Raw genomic sequence first — 15,635 nt, 5'->3', positions numbered from 1 at the left:
ATATCCATGCGGATATTTTTTGTACAAATATCAAGCCAGCGTTTTTTGAGCTACGCCGCCTGGACTTATGACTCTGTTGTTAGGGAAATGGTTGGAAGAGGGTCGATAGCACCAGGTGCAAAACCAAGTGGCCGAAATATAACTTCTATACTAACACTACGGCGTAATATTTATTGCATTCACTTGGAACAATAAAGATTACATTAAAATTATACCCGCGACGTATAATCATCGTAAAAAATAAAAACGGGTGGTAAATTCTCTTCTAAATCCATTTTTTTCTTCTGAAAAACCAAAGGACTACGAGAGAAGAAGAGACCATCAGCAGAAGCGAAAGCCAGAATCCCCACGGTTCACCGGTAGAGGGTATGTGCTGGTAATTCATGCCGAAAATACCGGCTATCAACGTCGGCGGCATGAAGATGATCGTCACCACGGTGAAGATTTTGATTACCTGGCTCTGTTCGAGATTGATCAGACCCATGAAGGTGTTCTGCAGGTATTCGAGCCGCTCGAAATTGAAGGTTGTGTATTCGAGGAGGGAATTGATGTCTTTGAGAATAATGCGAAGGTGTTCCTTCCGGTCCTCGGGGAAATACTGGCTTCGAAGGATGCCGGAGAGTACGCGCTGCTTGTCGATACTCGTTTCACGGAGCATCATCGTGATCTCCTGCAAACCGCTGATGCGGATCAGGACTTCCTGCCGTGTTTTCTGCTCGTGCGTAAGATCCTTACTGATGGCAGAAATGTCCTTGGAAATGCCTTCCAGCGCATCCGCATCGGCTTCTATGCGTGTTTCGAGCAACAGCAGCATAAAATCGACGCCGCCCTGGATGCCGTCCGGACCAACTTTCATCTTCTTAACCGTGTCGGCAAAGGTTTTCGAATCGCCCCGACGGTACGTAAAAAGGACGTTTTGATTGAGGATGAACGAAACCGGGTAAGTTTCGTAGCCCTCACGATCTATTTTCAGGAAGTTGGAATTGGCGTTGATCGTCTCGTTCTGTTCGAAAAACCGCGAACTACTTTCGATCTCAACGATTTCCTGGGGTGTTTGAAAACTGATATTGCACTTGTTTTCCACCCATTCTTCCTCTTCCGCGCTGGGAGACTGCAAATCCACCCACACGAGGTTCGGGATCTTCCCGAGCTCGCGGATATCGTTTTCGCGTTTAATGACTCGGCCTTCCTTATAGAATATGCGTACCATGCGTTAAAGTTGGGAAAAAAAGCCATACGCTTAACCGTTCGTTCATCGGTGTTGCATTGACTTGGAGCGCTCGACGGTTAAAGCTAACTTGTATTCTTTTAATACACACACTGTGAAAGAGAAATTTTACCCGTTCGAAGCTTCGGAGGATTATTTATTCTTTTGGTTTGAAAGCCAGTCGGAGCAACGAAAAATTGTGAAAATGGTGGAGCTGACAAAGGTTACGGAGAATATTTATAACCTGGCATTTGGGGATGTGGATGAAACGGGCGTGCTGGATGATCTGGTGGTTAGCAATAATGGCGATATGCGCAAGACACTAGCGACGGTAGTGCAGGTAATCGTTACATTTTTCGGAGCTTATCCTGATAAGCAGTTATATTTCACTGGAAGTTCACCCGCGAGAACAAGACTTTACCGGGCAATTTTGAGTAGAGAGGCGGAAAATTGGAATGAAGTGTTTGATATAACAGGCATACTGGGAGGTGAAACGTTTCCGTTCCAAAATAGTATCGCATATGAAGGATTTATGATAAGCCGTAAAACTTAGTTAAGATGAAACCGAAAAAGGAAGATATTTTCGATCTATCTAAAGTGAAGATCAATCCCAATCTCAAAAGCCACGCCAATGACCCATTCGTCGTCCGCAAAGTCGAGGCGGCGAAGCAGGTGCTGGCGTCTTTGAAAACACCTATCGACGATATCTACAAGTAATTTTCCGCTCATTCTGGAAAGTGTCGTAAATTTGTGCGATGCAAAACACCGCTTCTCCCGGAATATTGACGACGCAGTTCTGGTTGCTGGGCCTTAGCTCGTTTCTTTTCTCTTCCAGCTTCAATATGCTGATCCCCGAACTCCCGGCGTATCTTTCGAGTATGGGCGGGGCAGAGTACAAAGGTGCTATCATCGGTCTTTTTACGTTGACGGCGGGGCTTTCGAGGCCATTCAGCGGCCGGCTTACCGACCGCATCGGGCGGGTTCCCGTAATGGCTTTCGGGTCGCTGGTGTGCTTCGTGTGCGGGTTTTTGTATCCGATTTTCACCACGGTGATGCCTTTTCTGCTTTTGAGGCTCGTCCACGGATTTTCGACAGGTTTCAAGCCAACAGGCACGGCTGCCTATGTTGCCGACATTGTACCCGCGAGCAGGCGCGGGGAAGCAATGGGCATACATGGGATGTGCATGAGCGTAGGCTCCGCGTTCGGACCAGCGATAGGGAGCATGATCAGCCAGGAATTTTCTCTGAATGCACTTTTTTACACATCATCGCTCCTTGCATTTCTTTCTATCGCAATTCTTTTGAATATGAAGGAGACTTTGCAGGAAAAACAAAAGCTCACTTTAAAATCATTTCAAATCACCCGGCGGGATATTTTCGAGCCGGATGTATTCAGCCCGGCACTGATTACATTTCTTTGTTATTTTGGATTCGGCGCCGTCGCTACCGTCACGCCGGATTTCAGCGGTTACCTGGGTTTGCAGAACCGGGGGTTGTATTTCATGATGTTTACGATCTCGTCCATCATGGTGCGCCTATTCGCCGGGAAAATATCCGACCGCCACGGTCGGATGCCTGTTACGATCGTTGGATGTATTGTACTCATTATAGCGATGGTACTGACAGGCTTTGCCGGGTCGGTGGCGATGTTCCTCACAGGCGCTGCATTCTTTGGTGTATCGATGGGTATTCTCTCTCCGGTACTTTCTGCCTGGACGGTCGATCTGAGCGGCGATCATAATCGTGGTCGCGCGATCGCGACAATGTTCATTTCTCTGGAAGCAGGCATTGGCCTCGGCGCATTTCTTTCTGCGGAGTTGTTTGAAAACCAGCGCGAGAACCTCCCGCTCGTATTTTTCTGTATGGCGGCATTTGCAATGGCGGCACTTTCTTATACGGTAGTTATTTATCAGTTTAAAAAGCGTCGCGCCCGTGTTATTTGACGATACTTACCAAAGCATTGCCGAACCGGCGGAAGGCTTTTTCAAGGATAAGGGAAGCAAATTCCTGGCATATGCTTACCCCGTCGAGAATGACGCGCAAGCCAAATCACGCCTGGCCGATCTGTACGAGCTGCATCCCAAAGCGGTCCACCATTGTTATGCCTACCGCCTGGGCGCGGACAGAATGAGTTACCGTATGAGTGATGATGGCGAGCCGTCGGGGACAGCGGGACGTCCGATTCTCAATACATTATATTCGAGGAATGTTACGAATGTGCTCGTTGTGGTTGTCCGGTATTTCGGCGGGACATTGCTCGGGGTGCCAGGGTTGATCAACGCTTACAAAACCGCTACCGAGGCGGCATTGGACGTTGCAGCGATCGTCACCCGGCATTACTTTAGTGTATACAGGCTGTCATTCCTGTACCCGCAAATGAACGATGTCATGCGGATTGTGAAAGAAATGGAGCTGCCGGTGCGTGAGCAGGTATTTGAAATGCAGTGCACATTGGAAGTAGAAGTCCGCTCCACGCTCGTCGAGCGGTTTATGACGCGCTCGGAAAAGATTGAAGGCCTATCCGTAGAACTGACGGATTAGTTGTTTTCACGAAGCATTCGCACGAAATCGTCTTCGTAGTCCTTGATCGCTTTCAGGAGTTCTTGAAGTTCCTTTTCCTCTGGAGTGCCTTTTTTTGCATCGAATAGCTCCTCGGCCCGTTCCGAAGCTTTTTCGTATTCGCTTTCATTTGTGATTTTCATCGTCGCAGGAGTTGAATGTTTTCTCAAAAGTATTTCATTGTTTCGCAATGCACAAAAAAACCGGCACGAAGGCCGGCTCTTTTGTGGGTGCATTAGTGAGTTACACCGGTATTAATATCCGGGATTTTGAGTCAAAGTAGGCTTTCCGTCTACCTGGCTGTTCAGGATTTCGTCCTGTGGCAGAGGGAAGTACAGGTTTTTCTGCGTGAAAGTTTTACCTGCCATGTAGCCCCGCTTATTGAACGTACGTCCCGATGGCTCTTTGCCCGGTACAGCTTCTTCCGCCGCGTATTTGTTCAGTACTTTTTCGGCGATACCCCAGCGTACAAGGTCGAAGAAACGGTGGCCTTCCATCGCAAATTCGAGACGTTGTTCCATCCGTACCGCATTTCTCGCATAATCGGCACCTTTTGCAGCGAAAGCCCCTGCCGGATATGGTTCCACTTTATAAGTAACGGATTCGTCCTGTACCGAACCGGTTTTTGCCCGGATGCGGAGCTGGTTTACCAGATCCTGAGCTACTGCCAGGTTACCCAGTTCTACTTCACATTCAGCCAACCATAGCAACACGTGCGAAAACTTAATGAGGCGGTAGTTGTTGTTAACATTCCGCTTGCTGGTCGAGTGGGTGGTGCTGTTTTCTTCCGCCAGATAATACATCCATTTTTTACCTGTAAATGGACCCGCGTACGCCTGGTCACGAATCCAGGTCGAACCTGGCATAGGGCCCCAGTCCAGGAAGTTTACACCCCGGCGGCCGACGGTCCAGTCGAGGCGGGGATCAACAGGAACGGTCTTGTCCAACGTAAATGTCGCCGAAGCAACGATTCCCTCGTCGTTTGGCAAATCCACTTTATTGTAAGTATCCAATGTGCCGTCGGCGGCAGTTCCGATCATAGGAAGCCCGTTTTCGGTTTTGAATGCATTCACCAGGTTGTGTGACGGCTGGTAGAAACCGCAGCATCCGCGTCCCGGAGCGGTTGCCGAATAGGGCCAGTTCAGGTTGTCACCTGCGTTACCGTTATTACCGTTCGTTCCATCGTTTACAGAAAATTGTACTTCCATAATCGATTCGCTGTTGTTGTTGCCGGCTGTACGGTAATTGTCGTGGTAGTTCGCTACTAGCTTTTTGCCGGAGTTTTTAACAATATCGTCCAGCAATTCTTTGGCTTTGGCCCATTTTTTCTGGAAAAGAAGTGCCTTGGCCAGATATGCCTTGGCTGCCCATTTGGTAGCACGGCCTTTCTGAGCCTGTGTTGCAGGGAGATTATCGGCTGCAAACTGGAAATCGGCTTCGATTTTAGCCCAGATATCTTCGGTATTAGGGACTTTTGTCGAATTAGGATCACCGGCATTGTAAATCTTTTCGTCGATAAAAGGTACGTTGTTCCACATTTTCTTGGCCTCGAAGTGATAATGGCCGCGGAGGAAACGTGCTTCTGCAACTACCTGGGTCTTTTCCGCATCGGTCATGTCTTTCACGTCTGGACTTCCTGCGATCTGGATCGTCTCGTTGGCGCGGGCAACACCATCGTAGGAATGCCACCATTTACCGAGGAAATAGGTATTGTCGGAAAGCCAGTTGTATTGTTCGATGAACGATTGCTCCGGCTGGTCGCCGGCATCGGTGCCTTTCACGGCGTCGTCACTGCTGATACCACCAAAAACATAGTTCGAAATCGTCGATTGGCGACCTGTGTTACCAGCGCCCACACCATCGAGCAGTGAATAAGCGCCGATGAGCAGCGCATTTACACCGTTTTTGTTGCTGAGCTGCTCCTTCGACGCACGCCCCTGGGGTTTCAGATCAAAGAAATCGTCGGAGCAGGAGAAGCTCAGGCCGACCAACATGCATATTAATATTGTCTTTTTCATTGTATGGTTCTGTCTAATGAAGATCAATGTGGAATTAGAAATTGAAACGCAAGCCACCGAGGAACGACTTGGCCACAGGGTAGGAGCCTTCGTCAACACCCATATGGGTATCCTGGTTGTTTTCGCCCGATCTTCTCAGGTTAATATCCGGGTCAAGTCCTGTGTATTTGGTGAATGTAAACAGGTTTTGTCCTTGAACGTAGACCTGAGCCGATCCCAGTTTCAAACTTTTCAGCCACGATGAAGGTAAATTGAATGTCAACTGGATGTTTTTCAAACGGAAGTATGAACCATCTTCCAGGAAGTAGGACGAGACCTGCTGGCTGGTAGCATCACCTGAGTTCAGGCGCGGCAGTTTTGCATTGTCCCCCGGTTTTTTCCAGGAATCGTAAAGCATGGTTTTCGAGCGGTTACCCTGGAATACGTTGAAATCTGTCCAGTACTTCACATAATTGAAGATTTGATTGCCATGCACGCCTTGTCCGAACAATGTCAAATCGAACCATTTGTAGCCGACACTCACATTGATACCATAGTTGAAATCGGGGTGGGGGCTGCCGATAATGGTACGGTCGGCCGCGGTAATAACGCCGTCGCCATTCACATCGCGGAATTTAAAAGTACCTTCTCTTGTATAGGATCCGAATTTCGGAGCGGCATCAGCTTCTGCCTGGTCTTTGATTACGCCATCCACAAAATAACCATAGTAGCTCGCGATCGGCAAACCGGCCTTCGTAGCGGACATAGCCGGCAGACGCGTTGTAAAACCGAAAATAGTCGCATTCGGGTCATTGTTCAGTTTCAGCACTTCGTTTTTGTAGTGGCCGAAGTTTACACCCACCATGTAGTTGAAGTCACCTTTCTTATCGCGGAAAGTCAATCCAAGGTCCACACCACGGTTGCGTACTTCACCGATGTTGGTGTAAGGGATCGTACCTGAACCGGCGGTTCTTGGAATGGCGATTTGCGTCAGCATGTCGGAAGTAACGCGGTTGTAAAGGTCGAGCACCACTTCCAGTTTGCTGTTGAACAAGGTCGCGTCGATACCAATGTTGGTAGAGGTATTGGTTTCCCACTTACCATTGGAGTTCCCGAACTGAACTAGGTCAAAGCCGCCTACGATAGAAGTACCCGTGCCGTTGATGTCATAGGCGTTGTTTTGCGGGTCGGCTGCATAAAGCGTATAAGCGTTATAAACGTTAGGGATGAGTTGGTTACCGGTTTTACCCCAGCCAAAGCGGACTTTCAAATCGTCGACGAACTTAGCGGGCTTCATGAAACCCAGCTCGGTCATCCGTAAACCCAGCGAGAATGCAGGGAAGACACCGTAACGATTGGCGGCCGAGAAGCGCGACGATCCGTCACGGCGTATGGTTACGTCGGCAAGGAGGAGTTCTTTAAATGAATAGTTCACTTTTCCGAACTGAGAGAACAGCGCACTTTCCGTTGCACCCGGACCGGCATTGCTCAAACCGGCTGCCGAACCCGCATCGAGGTAGCGGTAGTCGAGGTCGTCGAATGCAAATGAACTCCGGCTTGCACGGAATTCAGCCGCGTAAGTTTTCACAGCTTCCATACCCGCCAGCACGTTGAAGCTGTGTACGCCGAATGATTTGGCATAGTTCAATGTGTTGAACCAGGTGAACGAACGGTCGACGTTGTTGATCACGTTCAAGCTATTGGCATTTCTCGCCTCCGCAGCTTCGATATCACGGTGGAAGTATTCCGAGCGGTTGAACTGGTTGTATTCAACACCAAGGCTGGTACGGGCGTACAGGCCTGGAAGGATGTCGATCTGTGCGAACACGTTACCGAATGCGTGCGTGCCTTTTGTGAGGTTGTCTTTCTCGCGGTATAAACGCGCCAGCGGGTTGGGTGCGTTACCGAGGTTGCTACCGCGGCTTCCTGCAAATCCGTTATAATCGGAAGTATTCGTTCCGCCCAATGCTTTCGGGCCGCCTGTGATATCGAACACCGGGATGATCGGGTGCACGCGGATCGCGAACATGATCGGGTTACTTTCATCGTTGTTGGTAATCCCTTGTCTCTGGTCGTAAGAGAAAGTAAAGTTCTCACCCACAGTTACCGGGCCTTTTTTGAATTCGGTGTTGGCACGGACCGAGTACCTTTTGTATTTTGTATATCTCAAAATACCATTCTGCTGAAAGTAATTGGCCGACAGGGCATATTTAGCTACTTCCGAACCACCCGAAGCGCCGATCTGGTAATTTGAAATCGATGCGGGATCGAAGATCTCATTCTGCCAGTCGGTTCCCTGTTTGTTCGCTTTCGTAATGTTGAATGCGGTTTTACCAAGGTTAGGGTCAGCGATGTCGTTGGTGTAGGTATAATTGCTGGGAAGTTCGCCGTATACGTTCGGATAAATGTAGTCGGCGATGGTCTGGTTGCCGTTTTCATCGAATTTGTATTGTGCGGAAGGCGATGTCACCGACGGGTTTTTGCCCGCACCGAGGTCAGCTTCGTACAGGTACTGGCCCAGCTCTTTGGTGTTCAGCAGGTCGAGCATCTTGCCCGGGCGCTGTGAGCCGGTGTAAAAATCGAAAGTGATGTTGGGTGCGCCGGTCTTCCCTTTTTTGGTAGTAATGATCACCACCCCGTTCGCTGCCCGCGCACCGTAGATAGACGCCGCAGACGCATCTTTCAATACCTGCATGGATTCGATGTCGTTCGGGTTGATCTGGTTCAATGTACCTTGTGTAGGCACGCCGTCGATCACGTAAAGCGGGCTGTTGTTGTTGATCGAACCAAAACCACGGATACGGACCATCGTTCCACCTCCGGGAGAGTTGTCATTTCCGACGGTAACCCCGGAAGCCCGGCCTTGCAGCATTTGTGTTACGCTCGCGCTTGGAACGGATGTCAGTTCCTTGGGATTGATAACCGTTACAGCGCCCGTAATGTCCTTCTTACGCTGTGCCGCGTAACCGGTTACAACCACTTCGCTCAGGTTCTTGATATCGTCTTCCATCGACACGTTAATGCTCGTCTGGTTTCCGACAGCTACTTCTTTTTTAATCAAACCGATCGAAGAAAAGACAAGGACAGCACCGCTGCCTTTCACATCGACGGCGTAATTGCCTTCAGCGTCGGTTACAGTACCGACAGCCGTTCCTTTCAGTTGCACGTTCACACCGGGAATGCCGGTTCCATCAGCAGAGGAGGATACTTTACCCTTGACCTGATGATCCTGGGCGTAGGACAGATGAGCTGCTATTGCGAACAGCATAATCATGACACCCCGGAAAAGCGGGACTAGTAAATGTTTGTTCATAAATTGAGTTGGGGATGATGTTAAAAATGTATTACTAAATGTCAATATACTGTCAAATATAGAAATATGGGACACATGTGAGGATCGTTTTTAGGAATATTTTCATATTTAATATAAATATATTACCGGTTACAAAATATTTTTTCTTTGAAAAATCTTATTATGCAATCGTTTGCATTACTGCTACTGATCTTGGAAAAAACCAATCTGTGAATTACATACGGGAGCGGTAGCGTGCGAGAAAATTTGCAACTCAAAGTGTATTTTTGTGGTTATCAGAATTACAGCTTCATTTACAGACTAACTCACAAACTACCATCAGGATTTTGGAATATTTAAATGGCCTCGAAGTAACAGAGCAGGATCTCATTGAAGTACAAGGCGCCCGGGAACACAACCTTAAAAACATCGACGTAGCGATTCCACGCAACAAACTTGTGGTGGTGACGGGCATCAGTGGCAGCGGAAAATCGTCCCTTGCGTTCGACACCATTTACGCGGAAGGCCAGCGCAGGTACATGGAGAGTTTCTCCTCCTATGCACGTGGCTTTATCGGTGAAATGGAGCGGCCGGATGTGGACAAGATCAGCGGGCTGTCGCCGGTGATCAGTATCGAGCAGAAAACGACTTCAAGAAACCCGCGGTCAACAGTCGGAACGGTGACGGAAATCTATGACTTCCTGCGCCTGCTATACGCGCGTGCGGGCGAGGCATATTCGTACGTGACGGGCCGGCGGATGATCAAGCAATCGCAGGATCAGATCGTCAACCAGCTTATGACCCAGTTCCTCGGGCAGAAAATCGTGCTGCTGGCACCAGCAGTTAAAGGTCGGAAGGGGCATTACCGGGAGCTTTTCGTGCAGATTGCCCGGTTGGGTTACACCAAAGTCCGTGTCGACGGCGAAGTGCAGGACATTACGCCCAAAATGCAGCTCGATCGCTACAAGGTCCACGACATTGAGATCGTGATCGACCGTGTGATCCCGAAGAAGGAAGAAGAGGACGCGCAATCAAGGTATCGGATGAGCCAGTCGGTAGCGACGGCCATCAAGCAGGGTAAAGGCGCATTAATGGTGCTCGATGCCAAAGGCAACACGCATTATTTTTCCCAAAACCTGATGGACCCCGAGTCGGGGATCAGCTACGACGATCCGGCGCCGAATGCTTTCTCATTCAACTCACCCTATGGCTGGTGCCCTACCTGCCAGGGCCTGGGCATTATCGAAGAGATTACGGAGGACTCCATCATTCCCGACAAATCGCTGAGCATCAGTCGTGGAGGCATTGCGCCAATGGGCGAGTACCGCGAGGCGTGGATATTCAAGCAATTGGAAGTACTCCTTAAAAAATACAAGATCACGCTCGCGACCCCTCTGGAAAAATTTCCCGAGGAAGCCTTAAAATTGGTGCTATACGGCAGTGAAGAAGCGGTTCCCGTACCCTCGAAGAAATACCCGGGTACTGAATGGGAAACCAAATTCGACGGAATCATCAACTTTTTGAAACGACAGCAGGAATCGGGGAATGAAAAGATTCAGGATTGGCTGAAAGATTTTATGGTAACCCAAACCTGCCCCGAATGCAAAGGCAAGCGTTTGCGGAAGGAGTCATTGCATTTTAAAATAGATAAAAAAGACATCGCCGACCTGGCTGACAGCGATATCCGCGAATTGGCGGAATGGCTCGTAGGCCTTGAAGACCGCCTCGAAGAAAAGCAGCGTGTGATTGGACATGAAGTGTTGAAGGAGATCCGCAAGCGTGTCGGGTTTATGCTCGATGTGGGGCTCGACTACCTGACATTGAACCGTGCATTGCGGACATTGTCGGGCGGTGAGGCACAACGCATTCGCCTCGCGACGCAGATCGGTACCCAGCTCACAGGGGTTCTATATATTATGGATGAGCCAAGCATCGGCCTGCACCAGCGGGATAATGTGCGGCTTATTAATTCGCTTAAAAGCCTGCGCGACCTGGGCAACACGGTCCTAGTGGTGGAACACGACAAGGACATGATGCTCGCCTCGGATTACATTCTCGATATCGGTCCCGGCGCTGGCCGCCATGGCGGAAGCGTAGTAGGAGCCGGAACGCCGGAGAAGTTCCTGCAAAATGGCTCGCTGACGGCCGATTACCTGGCCGGTCGGGAAGCGATTGAAGTACCCAAAAAACGCAGGAAAGGCAAAGGAGACTTCATTGCTTTAAAAGGCTGTACAGGTCATAACCTGAAAAATGTTTCAGTTTCAATTCCACTAGGAACGATGATCTGTGTGACGGGCGTTAGCGGCAGCGGCAAGTCATCGCTGATCCACGAAACGTTGTTTCCGCTATTGAATCACCATTTTTACAAGTCGAGGAGGGAGCCTCTTCCCTATAAATCTATCGAAGGGCTCGAACATATCGATAAGGTGATTGAAGTAGACCAGTCGCCGATTGGTCGTACACCGCGCTCCAACCCGGCCACTTATACCAACCTGTTTACGGACATTCGGACGCTTTTCGCGGAGCTTCCGGAGGCAAAAATCCGAGGTTACAAGCCGGGGCGTTTCTCGTTTAATGTGAAAGGCGGCCGCTGCGAGGACTGCGAAGGCGCGGGTATGAAGAAGATCGAAATGGATTTCCTGCCCGATGTGCACATCAATTGCGAAACCTGTAAAGGCAAACGCTTCAACCGCGAGACGCTGGAAGTGCGTTTCAAAGGGAAATCCGTCGCCGATGTGCTCGATATGACTGTAGAATCCGCATTGGAATTCTTCGAAAACCAACCGAGACTGCTTCGCAAAGTGCAGACATTGAACGATGTTGGTTTGGGTTACATTACGCTTGGCCAGCATGCGACCACATTATCGGGCGGTGAAGCGCAGCGTGTGAAATTATCGGAAGAGTTATCGAAAAGAGATACCGGCAAAACCCTGTATATTCTTGACGAACCTACCACAGGGCTGCATTTTCAGGATATCCGCCATTTGCTCAATGTTTTGAATAAACTGGTTGAAAAAGGAAATACGGTCCTCATCATCGAGCATAACCTCGACGTGATCAAGGTGGCCGACCATATCATCGACGTGGGCCCGGAAGGTGGCGCGAAAGGCGGCCGCATTATCGCCGAAGGCACGCCCGAGAAGGTAGCGAAGGTAAAGGATAGCTTCACGGGCTACTTTTTGAAGCAGGAATTGAAATAGACTTTTTAGCACATCATAATAACGCCCGGTACTTTTCAAAATGCCGGGCGTTATGCATTTAGCGCACTTCAATTTTGTTCCAATACGGCATCGATACCGACTTATCGGGATACGAAAGCCGAGCTTCGTATGAGCCGGGTGCAAGGTCGGCAGGCAGCGTATATTGTCCGTAATAAATGCGAAAAGTGCCATCAGCGAAGGATGGGTCGGCTTTCGTTACCGCTTTTAATGTAATGGAGTTCCCCGCGTTTTTCAGCTGTAAATCGGGCAGGGTCAGGTTTGGGTCGAATGGAGAATACATCCTGCCGAGTACTCCCGGGAAGGGGTTTACATAAATAACCTGACCTCTTTCAGCAGTTATCCTTCTTGCATTATAGTAGGGCAGGCTGTTGATAAAATATTCATTTTGCGAGGTCCATATCTGACCGACTGCATTTTCTTTCTCATTTCGGGCAATGACCCGCACCAGCGATTTTACCAAAGTATCATTTTCGAAAATGCTGATATTATAAGAACCATCGGGGATGCCCGACGGCAGCGTGCAGCTGAGTGATGCGGAATCACTGAAAGTAGCGGGGATGGTGACCGAGTTTAACAGAAAATCGCTTTGAACTGTCACTTTGTAAATGGCTTTCGGTGAGAAGCGGGCTCCTGAAATCGGGATTTTCTTGTTGAGCGGCGCAGCTGAAAAAAGCGGATAATCTCCGAACAAGTACACGAGCGAGCGCAACGGTAATAACTTCCGGTTTTTGGTCAACTCGAAAGTTTTGTCGCCATAGCGGAGTACGACGCTCAACTGAGTGGATTTTTCGAATTGGCTGACATTTTCAAAATAAATCGAATTGAGCCATGTATTTCCTACGATTTGCTTTCCTGTACTGGCGTCGGTAAGTACGGCTGTCAGCTTGGCTTCGGCACCTGGGCTCTCTGGAACGGTGCCGATACCGGTGATGAGGTCGCACGATAGCCCGAACCCGCTGGCGCTCGTAAGCTGAAAGTCATCATTCGTTTCGAGGGCGGCCTTTAACTGACCAGGATGTTTTACGTAAAATTCGTAGGTTTTGGTTTGCCCGAATGCCGTGGTGATTTCCAGGCGCAACGGTGGTTTGTTCTTGAATGTGAAATCAACCAATGTGTTTGAACTCGTATTGCTCCAGTTGAGGTAGGTACCGGGATACAATTTGAACTGAATACCAATTTCATCGGCCTTGTGACCGGATTCAAGGGTGATCTGATAAGCATCCAGCGTGGAGTCGAATGTGATCTTTTCCGCACCGGCTACTTCGATATATTGTATGAAAGCCGGGTCGGTCAGTGGCGTAACTTTAATCTCCTCCGGCTGTGGTTCCGTAGCGTCTTTTTGTTCTTTGTGACAGGCGAGGAAAAATATCAGCGAGGCGGATAACAGGAGAAGAAGTCTTTTCACGGCTACGTCGGGTTGATGAGTCAATTACCAATCACCAAAGTAAGTAAAAAACACCTTCGGTTACATCCACTTACTCAAAAACTGGTTGAATGCCTCCTTATATTGTTCGCTGACGGGAATGGAAGTCGCGCCGATCTGGATGGTATTCCGGGTAACGGCGCTGATTTTGTCGAGATTGACGATGAACGACCGGTGCACGCGCATGAATTTCGAGGCGGGCAATTTTTCTTCCAGTGCTTTCAAGCTCGTGAGCGAGAGAATGGGCTTCGGATCCGATTTAAGGTGGACTTTGACATAATCTTTGAGTCCCTCCGTGTACAAAATGTCGTCGTAGGCTATCCGTACCAGCTGGTATTCCACTTTCAGGAATAAGTACTCGTCTTTCGGCTCCGATGAGCCGGCCGACGAGGCTTTTCGAACCAGCTCTACGTAGGTCTGCGCCTTGGATGCAGCACGGAGGAACTCTTCATAATTAAAGGGTTTTAGGAGATAGTCAATGGCGTCTACGCGAAAACCATCGAGTGCGTATTGGTTAAATGCGGTTGTAAAAATGATCCTCGGCGCTTTGTGCCCGGCTTTTTCAAGCACTCTTGCCAATTCGATACCGGTAAGGTCCGGCATTTGAATATCCAGGAAAATGACGTCGATAGGCTTGCTGTTGATCATCTGCAATGCTTCCACGGCGCTTGAATACCTGCCTGCCAGGCTCAGAAACGGCGTTTTCTCGATAAATGCGCATACCAGTCCAAGTGCCAGCGGTTCGTCGTCGACGGCGATGCATTCTAACGTCACGCTCATGTCGTTTCCAGTTCGAGGTGTACTTCAAACTCTTTTTCCTCTTTGTTTTCGGTTACCTCCAACTGGTATTTTCCAGGGTAAAGTAAATCGAGGCGGCGCTGGGTATTGGCGAGGCCAATGCCATTGCTTTCATCCAAAATGGCCCTTTTGTCCGTAAACAGCGTGTTTTTCACTTCTACAAAAATCTTGTGGCCTTCCTGGCGGATCTGAATGTCGATCCGGCTCGGCTGGACGGCGCTTACTCCGTGTTTGAATGCGTTTTCAATAAAGGGTAGGAATAGCATTGGTGCGATTGAAACGTCATGGAGCGGGTTAGGCGGATCGAGGTGCACAGTTACCTTGTCGGTAAGGCGCAGCTGCATTAGCTGAATATAATCCTGTGCAAATGCGATCTCCTGGCTCAATAATACGGTACCGTGCTGGGTTTCGTACAACACGTAGCGCATCATGCGCGAGAGCTTATGCAATGCCTCGCGCGCAGCTTCCACGTCGATCACAGTGAGTGCATAAATGTTGTTTAGTGTATTGAAAAAGAAATGCGGGTTGATCTGCGCTTTCAGGAACGAGAGCTCGGAGTTGATCTTCTCCTTTTCCAGGTTCTGACGGTACTGCTTGTCGAGCTGCGCCGTGCGCACGGCGGCAACGCTGGTACTGAGCCCGATGATCATCAGGGCGGTCATCAGGGAGAAATAGTCGAGCTTGTCGTGGCGTTTTTTGTCGCCGTTCGTTTCCCGCGCCAGTTTGAATGCACGGTCCATTTGCTCGCCATGGTTGACGGCCACCTTCACTTGTTCGATCACAACCGCCAGCATGACAACCGACACGATATTGAAAAGGATAAATCTTAAATACCGGTTTTTCGCCAGAAAATTGGGGAACCAGTAATAATAGTTGAGATAAAATATTGCGACCAGCAGTGTAAACAATACCGCTTGTTTGATCCAGAAACTGACGGGGAATTCGATCTGCCAGCTGAGAGGTTGCCACATCAAGAACAGGGCCAGAAAACTCCATCCAAGTAAATGGAGGAATAACGGGGGGTATTTCCGGGCGGCGCGCGTATCCATTTAGCAATTAGTTAGTTTCAATGTGCTTTGAACGCAACACATCACTGCAATCTTACGTGGAATTTACGAAACCACCTATTCCAATCGAT

The 15,635-nt window shown here is 49.2% G+C and carries 12 protein-coding genes; 5 read left to right on the top strand and 7 right to left on the bottom strand.

Annotated elements, in window-relative coordinates:
* Positions 1-265 precede the first annotated feature (265 nt).
* Positions 266-1,210, bottom strand: coding sequence for a magnesium/cobalt transporter CorA (gene corA, locus ACTJJJ_RS31090; protein WP_188939301.1), 945 nt, complete (start codon positions 1,208-1,210; stop codon positions 266-268).
* 112 nt (positions 1,211-1,322) lie between these two features.
* Here corA and ACTJJJ_RS31085 point away from each other — a divergent pair, with 112 nt between their 5' ends.
* The 4 genes from ACTJJJ_RS31085 to ACTJJJ_RS31070 are packed head-to-tail and all read left to right on the top strand — an operon-like array spanning position 1,323 to position 3,748.
* Positions 1,323-1,760 (top strand): DUF6934 family protein, encoded by a 438-nt coding sequence (locus tag ACTJJJ_RS31085; protein ID WP_440703853.1) that lies wholly within the window; start codon positions 1,323-1,325, stop codon positions 1,758-1,760.
* 5 nt (positions 1,761-1,765) lie between these two features.
* Entirely contained in the window at positions 1,766-1,924 is a 159-nt protein-coding gene (locus tag ACTJJJ_RS31080) for a hypothetical protein (protein WP_426292133.1), read from the top strand.
* Between the two features lie 38 nt (positions 1,925-1,962).
* The gene (locus tag ACTJJJ_RS31075) at positions 1,963-3,150 is read left to right on the top strand and encodes an MFS transporter (RefSeq protein ID WP_188939303.1); all 1,188 of its coding nucleotides are present in this window, start codon (positions 1,963-1,965) and stop codon (positions 3,148-3,150) included.
* The gene (locus tag ACTJJJ_RS31070; RefSeq protein WP_440703852.1) at positions 3,140-3,748 is read left to right on the top strand and encodes an IMPACT family protein; all 609 of its coding nucleotides are present in this window, start codon (positions 3,140-3,142) and stop codon (positions 3,746-3,748) included. Before ACTJJJ_RS31075 ends, ACTJJJ_RS31070 begins: the two co-directional genes overlap by 11 nt.
* Here the strand turns inward: ACTJJJ_RS31070 and ACTJJJ_RS31065 are convergent.
* From ACTJJJ_RS31065 to ACTJJJ_RS31055, 3 genes are all read right to left on the bottom strand, one after another.
* Entirely contained in the window at positions 3,745-3,909 is a 165-nt protein-coding gene (locus ACTJJJ_RS31065) for a hypothetical protein (RefSeq protein WP_188939305.1), read from the bottom strand. The genes ACTJJJ_RS31070 and ACTJJJ_RS31065 overlap by 4 nt on opposite strands.
* Before the next feature lie 111 nt (positions 3,910-4,020).
* Complete coding sequence (locus ACTJJJ_RS31060) at positions 4,021-5,784, bottom strand: RagB/SusD family nutrient uptake outer membrane protein (RefSeq protein WP_440703851.1); 1,764 nt, start codon at positions 5,782-5,784, stop codon at positions 4,021-4,023.
* Between the two features lie 34 nt (positions 5,785-5,818).
* On the bottom strand, positions 5,819-9,076 hold the full coding sequence (locus ACTJJJ_RS31055; protein ID WP_440703850.1) for a SusC/RagA family TonB-linked outer membrane protein: 3,258 nt from the start codon (positions 9,074-9,076) through the stop codon (positions 5,819-5,821).
* A 326-nt stretch (positions 9,077-9,402) separates the two neighbouring features.
* On the opposite strand from ACTJJJ_RS31055, the gene uvrA reads away from it, so the two are divergent.
* Positions 9,403-12,255: an excinuclease ABC subunit UvrA gene (gene uvrA / locus ACTJJJ_RS31050; protein WP_440703849.1), complete on the top strand. Its 2,853-nt coding sequence runs from the start codon at positions 9,403-9,405 to the stop codon at positions 12,253-12,255.
* A gap of 58 nt (positions 12,256-12,313) precedes the next feature.
* On the opposite strand, the gene ACTJJJ_RS31045 is transcribed toward uvrA, so the two are convergent.
* Genes ACTJJJ_RS31045 through ACTJJJ_RS31035 form a run of 3 tightly spaced genes read right to left on the bottom strand, consistent with a single transcriptional unit; the run spans position 12,314 to position 15,546 of the window.
* Positions 12,314-13,681: a hypothetical protein gene (locus ACTJJJ_RS31045; protein ID WP_440703848.1), complete on the bottom strand. Its 1,368-nt coding sequence runs from the start codon at positions 13,679-13,681 to the stop codon at positions 12,314-12,316.
* 60 nt (positions 13,682-13,741) lie between these two features.
* Complete coding sequence (locus ACTJJJ_RS31040; RefSeq protein WP_188939324.1) at positions 13,742-14,473, bottom strand: LytR/AlgR family response regulator transcription factor; 732 nt, start codon at positions 14,471-14,473, stop codon at positions 13,742-13,744.
* Between the two features lie 2 nt (positions 14,474-14,475).
* The gene (locus ACTJJJ_RS31035) at positions 14,476-15,546 is read right to left on the bottom strand and encodes a sensor histidine kinase (RefSeq protein WP_188939309.1); all 1,071 of its coding nucleotides are present in this window, start codon (positions 15,544-15,546) and stop codon (positions 14,476-14,478) included.
* Positions 15,547-15,635 lie beyond the last annotated feature (89 nt).

Source organism: Dyadobacter sp. 22481 (assembly GCF_052044875.1).
GTDB classification, from domain to species: domain Bacteria; phylum Bacteroidota; class Bacteroidia; order Cytophagales; family Spirosomataceae; genus Dyadobacter; species Dyadobacter endophyticus.
Note: the sequence above shows the minus strand (reverse complement) of the source record. Positions and strands in the feature narration are given on the sequence as shown.